A 14,448-nucleotide genomic window follows, 5' to 3' on the forward strand; every position below is an offset into this window, starting at 1 on the left:
CCCGGCAGGCTATCGGGCGGAATCGCCGCCGGAGCACCGGGCCTCCCGGTGCTCCGGCGGCGGGCGTGCACAATGGCGGCATGCCCAAGTCCCGCCCCGGCCGCCGTTCCGCCCCGCGCCCCCACACCCGTCCCGTGCCGCACTCCCCCGGCGCGCCCTGCCCCTGCGGGCTGCCCGCCGCGTACGGCGACTGCTGCGGCCGCTACCACGCGGGCCACGCCGCCGCCCCCACCGCCGAGGCCCTGATGCGCTCCCGCTACAGCGCCTACGCGGTGCGCGACGCGGCGTATGTGCTGCGCACCTGGCACCCGGACACCCGGCCCGCCGAACTGGACCTCGACCACCACCTGCGCTGGGAGCGGCTGGAGATCCTCTCCACGACCGACGGCAGCGCCTTCCACAGCGAGGGCACGATCGCCTTCCGCGCGCACTACAGCCTGCACGGCGAGCACGACACGATGGAGGAGCACAGCCGCTTCGTCCGCCACGACGGCGCGTGGGTCTACGTGGCGCCCCTGCCCTGAGCCCGTCCTTCGACGGATGACGGTCCGGGACGAGCGGCGGGCCGTGGTGGGGCAAGGGCGGCCGTGCCGGGACGCGAGTTCGGGTGGTTGCGGGCGGCGTACTCCGGGAGAACGGTCGGGACGTGGCTCGCGCTCGACGCCTCCCCGCTCATCGCCGTCAGGGTGCTGCACAGCAGCCCGGCGCAGGTGTCGGCCCTGTCCGCGGCCGGCCTGGCGTCCGACCCGCCGATCGGCCCGGTTCAGCGACCCGGGGACCCGGTCGCCCCGAAGTCGCCCGGCGTGACCAGGCCGGTCTCGTAGGCGATGACGACGGCCTGGGCGCGGTCGCGCAGCGCCAGCTTGGCGAAGATGCGGGCGACGTGTGACTTCACCGTCGCCTCGCTCAGGGTCAGTTCCGCGGCCAGTTCGAGGTTGGACAGGCCCCGGCCGAGCAGCGTCAGGACCTCCCGCTCGCGGGGGGTCAGCGCGGCGAGGTCGGCGTGCACGGAGGGTGCGCGGGCGGGCTCCGAGGCGAAGCGCTCCACCAGCCGCCGCGTGATCGACGGGGCCAGCAGGGCGTCTCCGGTGTCGACCAGCCGTACGGCCGCCGCCAGGTGCTCCGGCGTGACGTCCTTGAGCAGGAAGCCGCTCGCCCCCACCGACAGCGCCGTGTACACGTAGCGGTCCAGGTCGAAGGTGGTGAGGATGAGTACCCGGCACTCCGGGTTCTGCACCAGGATGCGGCGGGTGGCCTCCAGGCCGTCCATGGCCGGCATGCGGATGTCCATCAGCACGACGTCCGGACGCAGCCGGCGTGCCTCGGCGACCGCCTCCGCGCCGTCCGCGGCCTCGCCGACCACCGTGATGCCGCGCGCGGTGAGGATGAGCCGGAAGCCCGTCCTGATGAGGGTCTGGTCGTCGGCGATGAGCACGCGGGGGGCCGCCCCGTCCGCGGCCGCCGTCACGGCCGGTCCAGCGGGATGCGCGCCCTGACCCGGTAACCGCCGCCGAGGCGGCGCCGGGCGTCCAGGTCCCCGCCGTACACCGCGACGCGTTCGCGCAGGCCCAGCAGACCGCGGCCGGTGCCCTCACGGCGGCGCGCCGCGTTGCGGGCCGCCGCGGGCTGCGCGGCCCCGGCCCCGGCTCCGTTCAGCACGCTGGGGCCGGAGTTGAGCACCTCCACGCGCAGCGCGCGCTCCGCGTACCGCACCGTCACCTCCGCCTTGCCGCCGTCGCCGTGCCGGAGCGCGTTGGTCAGCGCCTCCTGGATGATGCGGTACGCGGTCACGTCGATGCCCTGCGGCAGGGGGCGCGGTTCGCCGGAGACGCGCACCTCGACGGGCAGCCCGGCGAAGGAGACCCGGTCGACGAGCGCCCCCAGCCGGTCGAGGCCGGGCTGCGGTGCCGGCACCTCGCCTCCCCCGTCGCCGGGCCCGCCCGGCTCCCGCTCCGCGTCCTCGCCGTTCTGCGACGGCGCCAGCAGTCCCAGCAGGTGCCTCAGGTCGGTCATCGCGCCGCGCCCCGCGTCCTCGACGGCCCGGAGCGCGGCGGTGGCCTCGTCCGGCATGGTGCCCAGCACCTCACGCGCCGCCCCGGCCTGGACCACCATCAGGCTGACGTTGTGGCTGACGATGTCGTGCAACTCCCTTGCGATACGGTCCCGTTCGGCCGCCACCGCGGCGCGGCCGGCGCTCTCCCGCTCCCGCTCCAGCAACCAGCCGCGCTCCCCCACGGCCGCCTGCCAGCGGCGCCGGGTGCGCACCAGCGCCACCGCGAGGCACGCGGCGAGCGCGCACGCCACCCCCAGCGCCGCAACCAGTGCCCAAGGCTCCCACGTGCCCACGGGGTTCAGCTTCGCAGACGATCACCCCGGGCACATCAGCCCGTGGATGCAGGGATTCTGCATCCCCAGGATGAGGCAGAAGCCGAGGTGCCGTCCGGGGAGGGATGTCCGGGCCGCGCTCCGCCCTTAGCGTCCTGTGCATGGTCACTGATGACAGCACCGGAAAGGCCGTCGTACGGCTCGACGGCGTGCGCAAGGAATACGGCGGGACGACGGCGCTCGACGGGGTGTCGCTGGAGATACGGGCCGGGGAGGCGGTCGCGGTGATGGGACCCTCTGGGTGCGGCAAGTCCACACTGCTCAACATGATCGCCGGACTGGACCGGCCGACGGGCGGCACGGTGCTGGTGCACGGCGAGAACGTGGGGCGGTTGAGCGAGAAGGGCCTCGCCCTGTACCGGCGGCGCCGCATCGGCATGATCTTCCAGTTCTTCAACCTCGTCGACGACCTGTCCGCGCTGGACAACGTGGCGCTCGCCGCCCAGCTGACCGGCACCCCCGCCCGCCCGGCCCGCCGCCGCGCCCTGGAGCTCTTCGAGGAACTCGGCATCGCGGACCGCGCCAACGCGTACCCGGCGGTGCTGAGCGGCGGTGAACGGCAACGCGTCGCCGTGGCCCGTGCGCTGATGAACCGCCCGGCGCTGCTGCTGGCCGACGAGCCGACCGGCGCCCTGGACAGCCGCGCGGGCGAACAGGTGATGGATCTGCTCCTCGACCTCAACCAGATCGGCCAGACGCTCGTCCTGGTGACGCACGACGAGCACCTCGCGCGGCGCTGCGCGAGCCGCCTGATCACCCTCGCCGACGGCCGCGTGACCGGCGAGCACGCCCTGGAGCGGTCCGCATGAGGGCGGTGTGGCGGGCCGCGCGGGCGGCCGTACGGCGGCGCAGGCTCCAGACCCTCGTCATCGCACTGGTCACGCTCACCTCGACCGGGGCCATCGTCGTCGCGCTCGGTCTGGTCGATGCGGCCTCCGCCCCGTTCGACAAGGCCTTCGGCGAGCAGCACGGCCCCCATGTCATCGCCGTGTTCGACCGCTCCAAGGCCTCGGACGCGCAACTCGCGCAGGCGGCCGGGCGACCCGGCGTCGAGGCCGCCGCCGGGCCGTTCCCCCAGGCCACGGTCGACCTGCCGTGGGACACCGCGAAGTACGGCGTCTTCGGCGAGGTCACGATCGTGGGCCGGCCCGGCCCCGGTGGCCCGGTGGACCGGCTGGACCTATGGGCGGGCCGCTGGCCGACCCGGCCGGGCGAGGTCGTCCTCAACCGGCAGTCCGACTGGACGGACGACGACCTGGGCAAGCGCATTCCGGTCCCCTCGGGTCCCACTCTCACCATCGTCGGATTCGCCTTCGACCTGAGCCGCACCGCGGACGCCTGGGTCGCGCCCTCCCAGATCAGCGCCCTGCACCCGGCCTCCACCCAGATGCTCCTCCGCTTCAAAGACGCGTCGTCGGACGCCCGGCTCCGGGCGCAACTGGGCACAGCGACCGAGGGACTTCCGAAGGGCGCGCTGACCGGATCGCGGTCGTACCTCACGCTCAAGCACCGGATCGGGAGTGCGGCGCGGGCGTACGCCCCGTATCTCATGGCCTTCGGCGTCCTCGGCATCGTGGTGTCGGTGCTGATCGTCGCCAACGTGGTCAGCGGCGCCGTCATCTCCGGATTCCGGCACATCGGCATCCTCAAGGCCCTGGGGTTCACACCGGGTCAGGTGCTCGCCGTCTATCTCGTGATGGTCTCCGCGCCCGCGGTCCTCGGCTGCGCGCTCGGCGTCGTCATCGGCAACGCACTGGCGGGACCGTTCTTCCGATTCACGTTCACGGGGCCCGACGCGGGCGTGTTCCACGACAGCGTCGGCATCGCGCCCTGGGTGGACGCGCTCGCCCTCCTCGGCATGCCGGCCGTCTGTGTCCTCGCGGCGCTCGCCCCGGCGGTGCGCGCGCACCGGCTGCCCGCGGCGCGGGCGATCAGCGCGGGCGCCGCCCCGGTGGCCGGGCGGGCGCCGGGCGTGCAGCGGCGCCTGGCCGGGAGCAGGCTGCCGCGCTCGGTGAGCCTGGGGATGGGACTGCCGTTCGCCCGGCCTGGTCGCAGCGCCCTCACGCTGGCCGCGGTGGTCCTGGGCGTGACCACGGTGACGTTCGCGACCGGTCTGGCCACGACGATGACCCGGTTCGGCGCGGCGGGCCGGGACGCGTACCAAGTCACCGTGTACGCGTCCAACGTACGGCACGGCGAGTTGATCGAGCCGGAGCACGACGACCGCGAACTCCAGTCGCTGCTGGCCTCGTTGCCCGGCGTCACCGGGATCACGGCCAGGTCGGACGTGGATGTGACCGTCGCCGGCTCCGCGCGGAAGGCGATGCTGGAGGGCCGCCGGGGCGATCGGCCCGGGCTGGGCGGCGTGCTCACCGAGGGCCGCTGGATGCGCCGATCCGGCGAGGTCGTCGCGGGAACGGCCTTCCTCCGGCAGAACGGCCTGCACGTCGGCGACCGCCTCCGGCTGGAGAAGGGCGACCGGCGGGAGGACACGACGATCGTCGGCGCGTACATGGAGAGCAACGCGACGCTCGTCGCCGCCGACTGGTCGACGCTGACGGCGCTCGCCCCGGGCGAGAGGCCCATCGCCTACCACGTCGCGCTCCGCGACGACGCGGACCGCGCGGCCTACGCCCGCGCGGCCGCGGCCGCCGACCCGGGCGTCAGCCCGGCGATCACGGGCCCGAACGCCATCACCCAGACCGTCGTCGGCTCCGCGTCGGTGCTCACCGCGATGCTGGCCGCCGTCGCGTCGCTCGGCGTCTTCAACACGGTCGTCCTCAACACCCGCGACCGGCGCCGGGACCTGGGCATGCTCAAGTCCATCGGGATGACCCCGCGGCAGGTCACGACGATGATGACGACCTCGATGACCGCCCTCGGCGCCCTCGGCTCCGTGTTCGGCGTTCCCCTGGGCATCTGGGGCTACCACCTGGTGGTCCCGCGGATGGCGGACGCGGTGGACCTCACGCTGCCCCCGTACATGACGGACGTATGGCACCCCGCGGCCCTGACCGTCCTCGCCCTGACGGGCATCGCCATCGCGGTCCTCGGCGCCTACCTCCCCGCCCGCCGCGCGGCCCGCCTGACCATCGCGCAGGTCCTCCACAACGAGTGACGGCGCGCCCGCGGGCCCCCTTCGCCCCACACCGCGTGCCCCTGCCCCGCCCGGCGGCAGGGGCACCCGGCGTGGGGCCGCCGGAAGCCCGGATGGCGGGTTCCGGCCGGCATCGCCCAGCCCACGCCCGCCCGTCGGCCGCGCACGGTGCCCTGGCGACAACCAGCCAAGAACAACGTCAATCCCCGTGTCGCCCCGTGACCCCGAAGGCGCGGCCGGGCTGCAGCGGTCCGGCGAGGCACTGCTGGCGGGGGCGGGCGGCCGGCCGCAGCTCAACGAGGTGCGCGCCCGGCTCGCCGCACTCGGGTTCCCCGCCGGTACCGGCTGACCGGCCGCCCCGTACCGCGGCCGCGGCCGCGGATGGCGGACGCCGGCACCTCCCCAGGGCACGGCACCGACCACCGCCGCACCCAGGGGGCGTCCCGAAGACCTTCACCGCACACGCAGACGTGACGCCGTCACCCCACGCCGCGCCGCCGAACCCGTCTCAGCGCGCGCCGCGCAGCCGCTCCATGTCCCGCCGGTCCCGCTTCGTCGGCCGCCCCGTACCGCGGTCGCGGACGACGGGCGCCGGCACCTCCTCGGGCGTGGGCGGCGGAGGGCTGTTGTCGACGAAGCACTCGGCGGCGACGGCGGCCCCGACCCGCTTCCGCACCAGGCGCGTGACGACGACGATCCGCTCGCGGCCGACGCCGCGCAGCCGCACCTCGTCGCCGGGGCGGACCGCGTGCGCGGGCTTGACGCGCTCGCCGTTGACCCGCACGTGCCCGGCGCGGCAGGCGGTGGCGGCCGTGGAGCGCGTCTTCGTGAGCCGTACGGACCAGATCCAGGCGTCGACCCGCACGGGGCCTTCGTCGTCAGCCATGTCACGACCCTAGCGCGCCCGGTTCCCGGAACGCGGCGTCCGGTATGCGCTCTTGACGGGAAGCCCCGCGAGCCACAGGATGCGCCCAGGCATGCACACGTCAAACATGCCGCCGTACCGCCCGCACAGTCCCACGCAACTCCATCCCCCACACACCGGAGTGACCTGTGCCCGCATTCAAGATCGTCGCGGCCGGGGCCGCCACCGCGCTCGCCGCGGCCCTGCTCACCGCCTCCGCGACACCCGCGTCAGCGAGACCCGCCGCCGCGCGGCCCGCCGCCCTCGCCGCCGCTCCCGACATCCCGGTGGCGAACGTCAAGGCGCACCTGAGCCAGCTGCAGTCGATCGCCACCGCCAACGGCGGCAACCGCGCCCACGGCAGGACCGGCTACAGGGCCTCGATCGACTACGTGAAGGCCAAGCTGGACGCCGCCGGCTACACCACCGTGCTGCAGCAGTTCACCTCGAGCGGCGCCACCGGCTGGAATCTGATCGCCGACTGGCCCGGCGGTGACACCAACCACGTGATCATGGCGGGAGCGCACCTCGACTCGGTCACCGCGGGGCCCGGCATCAACGACAACGGCTCCGGCTCCGCGGCGGTCCTGGAGACCGCGCTCGCCGTCGCGCGTGAGAACCTGCAGCCCACCAAGCACCTGCGCTTCGGCTGGTGGGGCGCGGAGGAGCTGGGCATGGTCGGCTCCAAGGCGTACGTCAACGGCCTGGCCACCACCGACCGGGCCAAGATCGACGGCTATCTGAACTTCGACATGATCGGCTCACCCAACCCCGGCTACTTCGTCTACGACGACAACGCCGCGCTGGAGAAGGTCTTCAAGGACTGGTTCACCGCCAAGGGCATCGCCACCGAGATCGAGACCGAGGGCGACGGCCGCTCCGACCACGCGCCCTTCAAGAACTCGGGCGTCCCGGTCGGCGGGCTGTTCTCCGGCGCCGACTACATCAAGACCTCCGCCCAGGCGCGGAAGTGGGGCGGCACGGCGGGGCAGGCCTTCGACCGCTGCTACCACTCCTCCTGCGACACGGCGTCGAACATCAACGACGCCGCGCTGGACAACGACAGCGACGCGATCGCCAACGCGATCTGGACCCTGAGCACCGCCGCGGTTCCCCCGCCCGGCACGGTCTTCGAGAACACCGCCGACGTCAGCATCCCCGACAACGGCGCGGCCGTGACGTCCTCGGTCACCGTCAGCGGCATCGCCGGAAACGCCCCCGCGGCCCTCGCGGTCGGCGTCGACATCCGGCACACCTGGCGCGGCGACCTCGTCGTCGACCTCGTCGCCCCGGACGGGAGCAGCTACCGGCTGAAGAACTCGAGCAGCAGCGACTCCGCGGACAACGTCATCACCACCTACACGGTCAACGCCTCGGCCGAGGTCGCCAACGGGACCTGGAAGCTGCGCGTGCAGGACGTCGCCGCCCAGGACACCGGCTACATCAACAGCTGGAACCTGACCTTCTGACCCCCCGCCGGTGACGGCACCGCCCCGGGCCCCCACCCCGGCGCGGGGGCCGTCACCGGCCGCCGGCACCCACCTCGCGAAACGCAGCCCCCGACCCCCAATCATTGCAGGCGCCACATATTGCATACGCGAACAACCCTCGCCGTGGCCTATCCTTGCGCCATGAGCACCAAGGACACCGCACCCGTCGAACTCGCCCAGAAGTGGTGCGCCCTGTCACGACTGCACAACAGGATCGAGGGCCACATCGAGCGCGCCCTGCAGAGCGGGCACGCTCTGAGCGTGCGGGAGTTCTCGCTGCTGGAGGTGCTCAGCCGGCAGCACGCCGGCGAGGGCGGCCATCTGCGCATGAACCAGGTCGCCGACGCCGTCGTACTGAGCCAGAGCGCCACCACCCGGCTCGTCACGCGCCTGGAGGACCGCGGCCTGCTCACCCGCTATCTGTGCGTGACCGACCGCCGGGGCATCTACACCGACGTCAGCGAGGCGGGGCTCGCGCTGCTCGCCGAGGCCCGGCCCACCAACGACCGCGCGCTGCGCGAGGCGCTGGCCAAGGCGTCGGCGGAGCCCGGGCTCGCGCCCCTGGTGGACGCGCTCGAAGCGGTGCACACCCCGGCGTAGCCCGTCAGGCGGCGCCACCGGGCACGTGCCGTGGCCCGTCGGATAGTGAGGCGTGTCCGCCCTTGCCGAGGGGGACGCCCAGGTGCCACCGCAGGACGTGCCCCAGCCCTCGCTGCCCCGGATGCTGCGCGATCGCGGCTACGCGGGGACGCTGCTGCTCGCCGCGCTGTTCGGCATCCCCTTCTCACTCGCGGCCTTCGTATTCACCACGCTCTGCCGTGCCTGCTCGCCAGCGGGGTCGGCGTGCTGGTCTTCACCGGCTTCGGCCGGCCACCGGACCGGCCTCGCGACCGGCGCCCTGTCCCTGCCCTCGGTCCCGGCCGCGGGGATCCCCGACGCCGCCCACTTCCTGCGGGGCATGCCGCTCGCCGTTCTCATCGGGTACGGCGTGACCGCCGTCATGGCCCTGGGCCGGCGCGTCGCCGACCGGACGGGGCGGCACACACCCTGCCGCGCACCGCCGTGTGCGCCGTGGCCGTCGGTGTGTGCCTCTCCGCGTACGCGCCGACCTCCGGGCGCTCCCCGCGGAGGCGGCGCTGTCGGGGCAGTCCGCGACGGCCGATCCACGGACCTGGGGGCCTGGCCGGTCGCCGCGCTGCTGCTGCTCGTGCTGTTCAAGGGGCTGGGCTGGAGCATCTGCCTCGGCAGCCTCCGCGGCGGCCCGATCTTCCCTCGCTCCTCCTAGGCGCCGCCGGCGTCGCGTGCGCGGGACTGCCGGGTCCCGGACCCGCGCCCGCCCTCGCGGTGGGCCTGGCGGCCGCGGTCACCGCGTGCTTCCGGCTGCCGGTGTCGGCCGTGCTGCTCGCGGCGCTGCTGCTGGGCGGGGACAGCGCGGGCCTGATGCCGCTGGCGATCGTCGCGGGCGTCCTGTCCCCGTGACCCGGGCGCTCCTCGACTCACGTGCGCCCGCTGCGGGCGCACGGCCACCGGCCTACGCTGAAAAGGGGCGCGGCTTGCGGTGGCACCGCACCGAGCCGGGCCTCTCCCGAGAGGAGAACCGCTGATGAGCAGTCATCACACCAATTCCCACGTCGACGTCCTCCTCACCGACTGCGAGCGGACGGACGCCGGAGCCGTGCTCGGCGCCCTGGAGGCGGCTTTCCCGACGCGGCCCGGCGAATCGCTCACCGAGGCCGTCGAGCCCCGCCCCGGCTCCGCCCACCCGACCGTGTGGGCCGCCTCCGTCGACACCCGCAGCCACGGTCACGAGCTGGGACCCGTCCACCTCGACGGCGCCCTGACCGCGGACCTCTCCGGCGGCCCCCGCCACGTGCGCGAGGTCAAGAAGGTGCTCAGCGACTCCTTCCGCCTCGAGGAGCAGGGCTCGGTCTCCGGCGACCAGGAAGTCGAACTCCGGCTCCGCCTCACGGAGCTCCCCGGCGGCCGCTGAGCGGACGGCGTCATGACGCCAGGGACGGCTTGCCCGGCAGGCCGTCCCGGCGCCTGTCCACCCGTACGCGCCCTGGCGGAGGGCGGGCGGACACCTCGTACCCGGTGGGCAAGGCCACGAGCTCAGGCCACGAACAGCCCCGCGCCCTCGCCCTCGGAGCCACCGCCGTCGCGGACGGTCTGGGCGGCCGCGGCCAGGCGGTCGACGGCGTCGCGCGCGACGGGGCCGCCGACGGTGAACGGCAGGCGGATGTAGCCCTCGAAGGCGCCGTCGACGCCGAAGCGCGGGCCTGAGGGGACGCGTACGCCGAGGCGCTCGCCCGCGACGGCCAGTCGCGAGCCGGAGACGTCGGCGGTGCGCACCCACATGGTCATACCGCCCGCGGGGACGGCGAACTCCCAGTCCGGCAGGCGGTCGCGGAGCGCGGCGACGAGGTCGTCGCGATGGGCGCGCGCGCGTTCCCGGCGGGCGGCGACGGCGTCGTCCCAGGCCCCGGTGCGCAGCAGCCAGGCCACGGCGAGCTGGTCGACGACGGGCGAGCCCAGGTCGAGGTAGGCGCGGGCGCTGACCAGGCGGCGTACGACGTCGGGCGCGGCACGGACCCACCCGATGCGCAGACCGGCCCAGATCGCCTTGCTGGCGGAGCCGACGGTGATGACGCTGCCGCCGCGGTCGAAGGCGGCCATCGGGCGCGGCGCGGTGCCGGCGGAACCGTCGAGGGACAGCTCGGCCATGGTCTCGTCGGCGACCAGCACGGTGCCGGCGGCCCGGGCGGCCTCGACGAGGGCGCGGCGCTGGTCGTCGGGGACGAGGGTGCCGGTGGGGTTGTGGAAGTCGGGCATGACGTAGGCCATGCGCGGGGCCGCGTCGCGCAGCACCCGCTTCCAGCCGTCGAGGTCCCAGCCGCCGAGGCCCTCGCGCATGGCGACCGGGACGAGCCGGGCGCCGCTCTCCCGCAGCAGTTCCAGCACGTTGGCGTAGCTGGGCGACTCGACGGCGACGCGCTCACCGGGCGCGCCGAGGCGGCGTACGGCGGCAGCGATGGCCCCCATGGCGCCGGTGGTCACCATGATCTGCTCGGGGAGGGTGGGGATGCCGCGCGCGGTGTAGCGCGCCGCGATGGCCTCGCGCAGGACGGGCAGCCCGGCGGGGAAGTCGCCGTGGGTGGCCGAGTAGGAGGGCAGGTCGGCCAGGGCGCCCTCGACGGCGCGCGACAGCCAGGGTTCGGGCGCGGGCAGCGCCGCGCAGCCGAGGTCGATCACGGTGCCCGCGGCGTCCGGGGGCAGCGGCTCCAGGCCGCGGGTGGGCAGGGCGTGGCCCTCGGGGACGGCGGTCCACGTGCCCGCCCCGCGCCGCGAGCGGGCGAAGCCCTCGGCGCGCAGCGCCTCGTACGCGGCGGCGACGGTGGTGCGGCTGACGGCAAGCGCGAGCGCCAGTTCGCGCTCCGCGGGGAGCCGCGCGGCCACGGGCACGCGGCCCTCCAGCACCAGGACCCGGATGCTGTCCGCCAGACCCCGGTAGGCCGGGACGCGGCGGCCGGTGGCGCGCTGCGGCCGGGGCTCCAGAAGCCGCGCGAGATGGGTGACCCCTACCGTTGCGGTCCACTGCGACATGGTTTCCGGTCCACCTTCCGCATATTGGCCATGGAATTCTCCCTAGACCATGCCACATAGTGTGGCGCATTCACTCGTCATGGCCAGAGGGGGGTCCCGTGGAGGGCCAATCCACCACCGCACGCCGCCTGTTGCATCTGTACACGGGACTGGCCCTCTACGGGGCGAGCGCCGCCCTGCAGGTACGCGCCGCGTTGGGCCTCGACCCCTGGGACGTCCTCCACCAGGGCATCTCGCGGCACACCGGCGTCAGCATAGGCCTGGTGTCGGTCGCCGTGGGGGCGCTCGTCCTGCTGCTGTGGTGGCCGCTGCGCCAGCGCCCCGGCCCGGGCACGGTCTCCAATGTCTTCGTCGTCGGCCTGTCGATGGACGCGACGCTCACCCTGCTCCCCCAGCCGCACGGCCTCGGGGTGCGGATCCCGCTTCTGGTGGCGGGCGTGGTGCTCAACGGCGTGGCGACCGGCCTCTACATCACGGCCCGCTACGGGCCCGGCCCGCGCGACGGCCTGATGACGGGCCTGCACCGCCGTACGGGCCGCTCCATCCGCCTCGTGCGCACCGTGATCGAGGTGACCGTGCTGGCGGTCGGCTTCGTGCTCGGCGGCAGCGTCGGGATCGGTACGGTCGTGTACGCGGTGTCGATCGGCCCGCTGGCCCAGTTCTTCCTGCGCTTCTTCGAGCTGCCGCAGCCGCTGCCGGAGGACGACTCGGTGGTCGTGGCCCGTGGGGGGCAGCCGGTGGCGGACACCACGGACGGGCGCGCCATACTGCCGGAGTGAGCGCCACACGCCATCCCTACCTGGACAGCCCGGCCCCGATCGCCTTCGCCCACCGCGGCGGCACGGCGGACGGACTGGAGAACACCGCCTGGGCATTCCGGCGGGCCGTCGACCTCGGATACCGCTATCTGGAGACCGACGTCCACCTGACCTCGGACGGCGTGCTGGTGGCCTTTCACGACGGGTCCCTGGACCGGGTCACCGACGCCCGCGGGCGGATCGCGGACCTGCCGTGGCGCGAGGTGAGCCGGGCCCGGGTGGCCGGCCGGGAACCGGTGCCGCTGTTCGAGGAACTGCTGGAGACCTTCCCCGAGGCCCGCTGGAACGTCGACGCCAAGGCGGACGCGGCGGTCGGGCCGCTGGTGGAGGCGGTGCGCAGGGCCGGCGCCTGGGACCGGGTGTGCGTGGGCTCGTTCTCCGAGGCCAGGCTGGTCCGGGCCCGCGCGCTGGGCGGGCCGCGGCTGGCGAGTTCCCTGGGCACCCGGGGCGTGGCGGATCTGCGGCTGCTGTCACGCGGCGGCCGCGCCGCGGAACGGCTGCTCCTCGCCGCGGCGCGGCGGCGCGGCGCGGTGTGCGTGCAGGTCCCCGAGCGGGCGTACGGCATCCGGGTCGTCGACTCCGCGTTCCTCGCGGCGGCACACCGGCTGGGCATGCAGGTGCACGTGTGGACGATCAACGACGAGTCCCGGATGCACGCCCTGCTGGACCTCGGCGTGGACGGGATCATGACCGACCGGCTGGAGGCCCTGCGCTCGGTGTACACCGAGCGCGGAGCCTGGACCTGACGGCCGGTCACCGCCCCCTTCCTCACACCTTGGCCGCCTTGGTCTTGGACAGGCGGGCGAAGACGACGACGTTGCCGGAGTATCCGGAGGCCTTGCTGTAGGTGCCGCCGCAGGTGATGACGCGCAGCTCGGGGTCCTTGGTGTCCCCGTACACGCGCTTGGCGGGGAACTCGGCCTTGGTGAACACCTCGATCCCGTAGATGGTGAAGGTCGCCGTGGTGCCGTCGTCGCGGGCGACGTCGATGGTCGAGCCCTTCTTCAGGGCCCCTAGGCTGTAGAAGACCGCCGGGCCGCTCTCGTTGTCGACGTGCCCGACGATGACCGAGGAGCCCCGGGCACCCGGGCTGACCGAATCCTTGAACCAGGCGGCCTCGCTCGCCTTCTCGGGCGGGGGCGCCGCGATGATGCCGCGGCTGTCCAGGCCCACGTTCATGATCGGCGCGTCGATGCTCACCGAGCGGATGCGGATGCGCGTCGGCTGGGCGGGCGGCAGCGGTGGCGGCACCTTGATGGTCCCGGCCCCGTCGGGGAGCGCCGCGGAGGCGGCGGACGGCTGGGGAGGCCCGTCCTTCCCGGCGAAGCCGTCGAAGGTCAGCACCACTCCCGTGACGAGGACGGAGCACACGACCACCCCGACGGCACCACGGCCGCGCCGCGTGAGCCGCAGCTGCCCCGGGCGTCCCGCGGCGCGGCGGACGGCGCCTCCGGTGCCCGGACCTGCGGGCCGGCGCACCGGCGGACGCCCTGCCTGCGCCGCGGCCCCGCCCGCCCGGACCTGGGCCTGGGCCGTACCGGCGGCCGGGCGGGCCCCCTTGGCCGCGGGCCGTGCCGGCGCCTTCGGCGCGGCCTTCGCCGCGGGTGTCGCCGAGGTCTTCGCCTCAGCCGTCGCCGGGCTCTTCGGCGCGGCCTTCGCCGCGGGTGTCGCCGAGGTCTTCGCCTGAGCCGTCGCCGGGCTCTTCGGCGCGGCCTTCGCCGCGGGTGTCGCCGGGGTCTTCGCCTGAGCCGTCGCCGGGCTCTTCGCGACGGCCTGCCCCTGCTGAGCGGGCTTCCCCTTCCTCTTCGGCTTCGCCTTGGGCGCCGCCCCGGCCTGCGGCGTGGCCGGGTGAACGGGCCGGGCCCGGGCCGGCGGCTGCGGCGTACGGCCGGGCCGGCCCGCCGCTCGTGCCGCGTCGGCGGTGTGCCCGGGCACGAACGGCTGGCCGAACCAGGGGTCGGGCTGCCCGTACCAGGCGTCGGGGTGTCCGTACCAGGGCACGGGGGTGGTGTGCTCCCCGGGATTTCGCAGCATCGCAATCCTTCAGCTCCGACCGGTCAGTCATAGGTGACAGTCCGTCATAAATGATGTTAAACGGAAGTATGCGACATACGCGATCGGATGAGCGCCAACAGGGCAATTTACTCCTCA

16 protein-coding genes are annotated in these 14,448 nt (G+C 74.4%); 11 read left to right on the top strand and 5 right to left on the bottom strand.

Annotation, left to right across the window (positions count from 1 at the left end):
- The first annotated feature begins 80 nt into the window (after positions 1 to 80).
- Complete coding sequence (locus ACWDAS_RS22685; RefSeq protein ID WP_450393743.1) at positions 81 to 524, top strand: YchJ family protein; 444 nt, start codon at positions 81 to 83, stop codon at positions 522 to 524.
- 239 nt (positions 525 to 763) lie between these two features.
- Here ACWDAS_RS22685 and ACWDAS_RS22690 read toward each other — a convergent pair whose 3' ends face one another.
- Entirely contained in the window at positions 764 to 1,468 is a 705-nt protein-coding gene (locus ACWDAS_RS22690; protein ID WP_450393745.1) for a response regulator, read from the bottom strand.
- Positions 1,465 to 2,346, bottom strand: a complete 882-nt coding sequence (locus tag ACWDAS_RS22695; protein ID WP_450393748.1) for a sensor histidine kinase — start codon at positions 2,344 to 2,346, stop codon at positions 1,465 to 1,467. Before ACWDAS_RS22695 ends, ACWDAS_RS22690 begins: the two co-directional genes overlap by 4 nt.
- A 140-nt stretch (positions 2,347 to 2,486) precedes the next feature.
- Here ACWDAS_RS22695 and ACWDAS_RS22700 point away from each other — a divergent pair, with 140 nt between their 5' ends.
- From ACWDAS_RS22700 to ACWDAS_RS22710, 3 genes are all read left to right on the top strand, one after another.
- Positions 2,487 to 3,194, top strand: a complete 708-nt coding sequence (locus tag ACWDAS_RS22700; RefSeq protein ID WP_450393750.1) for an ABC transporter ATP-binding protein — start codon at positions 2,487 to 2,489, stop codon at positions 3,192 to 3,194.
- Positions 3,191 to 5,503: an ABC transporter permease gene (locus ACWDAS_RS22705; protein WP_450393753.1), complete on the top strand. Its 2,313-nt coding sequence runs from the start codon at positions 3,191 to 3,193 to the stop codon at positions 5,501 to 5,503. The genes ACWDAS_RS22700 and ACWDAS_RS22705 overlap by 4 nt, the downstream gene beginning before the upstream one ends.
- A gap of 187 nt (positions 5,504 to 5,690) precedes the next feature.
- The gene (locus ACWDAS_RS22710) at positions 5,691 to 5,831 is read left to right on the top strand and encodes a hypothetical protein (RefSeq protein ID WP_450393755.1); all 141 of its coding nucleotides are present in this window, start codon (positions 5,691 to 5,693) and stop codon (positions 5,829 to 5,831) included.
- 159 nt (positions 5,832 to 5,990) lie between these two features.
- On the opposite strand, the gene ACWDAS_RS22715 is transcribed toward ACWDAS_RS22710, so the two are convergent.
- Entirely contained in the window at positions 5,991 to 6,368 is a 378-nt protein-coding gene (locus ACWDAS_RS22715) for an RNA-binding S4 domain-containing protein (RefSeq protein WP_450393758.1), read from the bottom strand.
- 167 nt (positions 6,369 to 6,535) lie between these two features.
- Here ACWDAS_RS22715 and ACWDAS_RS22720 point away from each other — a divergent pair, with 167 nt between their 5' ends.
- The 5 genes from ACWDAS_RS22720 to ACWDAS_RS22740 all read left to right on the top strand — a co-directional run bounded on the left by ACWDAS_RS22720 (position 6,536) and on the right by ACWDAS_RS22740 (position 9,866).
- Positions 6,536 to 7,855: a M28 family metallopeptidase gene (locus tag ACWDAS_RS22720; RefSeq protein ID WP_450393760.1), complete on the top strand. Its 1,320-nt coding sequence runs from the start codon at positions 6,536 to 6,538 to the stop codon at positions 7,853 to 7,855.
- Positions 7,856 to 8,017: 162 nt separating this feature from the next.
- On the top strand, positions 8,018 to 8,476 hold the full coding sequence (locus ACWDAS_RS22725) for a MarR family winged helix-turn-helix transcriptional regulator (protein WP_450393761.1): 459 nt from the start codon (positions 8,018 to 8,020) through the stop codon (positions 8,474 to 8,476).
- 52 nt (positions 8,477 to 8,528) lie between these two features.
- Positions 8,529 to 9,161, top strand: a complete 633-nt coding sequence (locus ACWDAS_RS22730; RefSeq protein WP_450393764.1) for a hypothetical protein — start codon at positions 8,529 to 8,531, stop codon at positions 9,159 to 9,161.
- Positions 9,162 to 9,220: 59 nt separating this feature from the next.
- Entirely contained in the window at positions 9,221 to 9,355 is a 135-nt protein-coding gene (locus tag ACWDAS_RS22735) for a hypothetical protein (protein ID WP_450393767.1), read from the top strand.
- A gap of 124 nt (positions 9,356 to 9,479) precedes the next feature.
- A complete protein-coding gene (locus ACWDAS_RS22740; RefSeq protein ID WP_450393770.1) occupies positions 9,480 to 9,866 on the top strand; it encodes a hypothetical protein in 387 nt (128 codons plus the stop codon).
- A gap of 122 nt (positions 9,867 to 9,988) precedes the next feature.
- Here the strand turns inward: ACWDAS_RS22740 and yczR are convergent, their stop codons facing one another.
- A complete protein-coding gene (gene yczR / locus ACWDAS_RS22745; RefSeq protein ID WP_450393773.1) occupies positions 9,989 to 11,479 on the bottom strand; it encodes a MocR-like transcription factor YczR in 1,491 nt (496 codons plus the stop codon).
- 98 nt (positions 11,480 to 11,577) lie between these two features.
- Here yczR and yczE point away from each other — a divergent pair, with 98 nt between their 5' ends.
- Positions 11,578 to 12,258 (top strand): membrane protein YczE, encoded by a 681-nt coding sequence (yczE, locus tag ACWDAS_RS22750; RefSeq protein WP_450393776.1) that lies wholly within the window; start codon positions 11,578 to 11,580, stop codon positions 12,256 to 12,258.
- On the top strand, positions 12,255 to 13,043 hold the full coding sequence (locus tag ACWDAS_RS22755; protein WP_450393779.1) for a glycerophosphodiester phosphodiesterase: 789 nt from the start codon (positions 12,255 to 12,257) through the stop codon (positions 13,041 to 13,043). The genes yczE and ACWDAS_RS22755 overlap by 4 nt, the downstream gene beginning before the upstream one ends.
- Before the next feature lie 22 nt (positions 13,044 to 13,065).
- On the opposite strand, the gene ACWDAS_RS22760 is transcribed toward ACWDAS_RS22755, so the two are convergent.
- Positions 13,066 to 14,331, bottom strand: coding sequence for a class F sortase (locus ACWDAS_RS22760; protein WP_450393782.1), 1,266 nt, complete (start codon positions 14,329 to 14,331; stop codon positions 13,066 to 13,068).
- Positions 14,332 to 14,448 lie beyond the last annotated feature (117 nt).

Source organism: Streptomyces sp. NPDC001070, assembly GCF_053598835.1.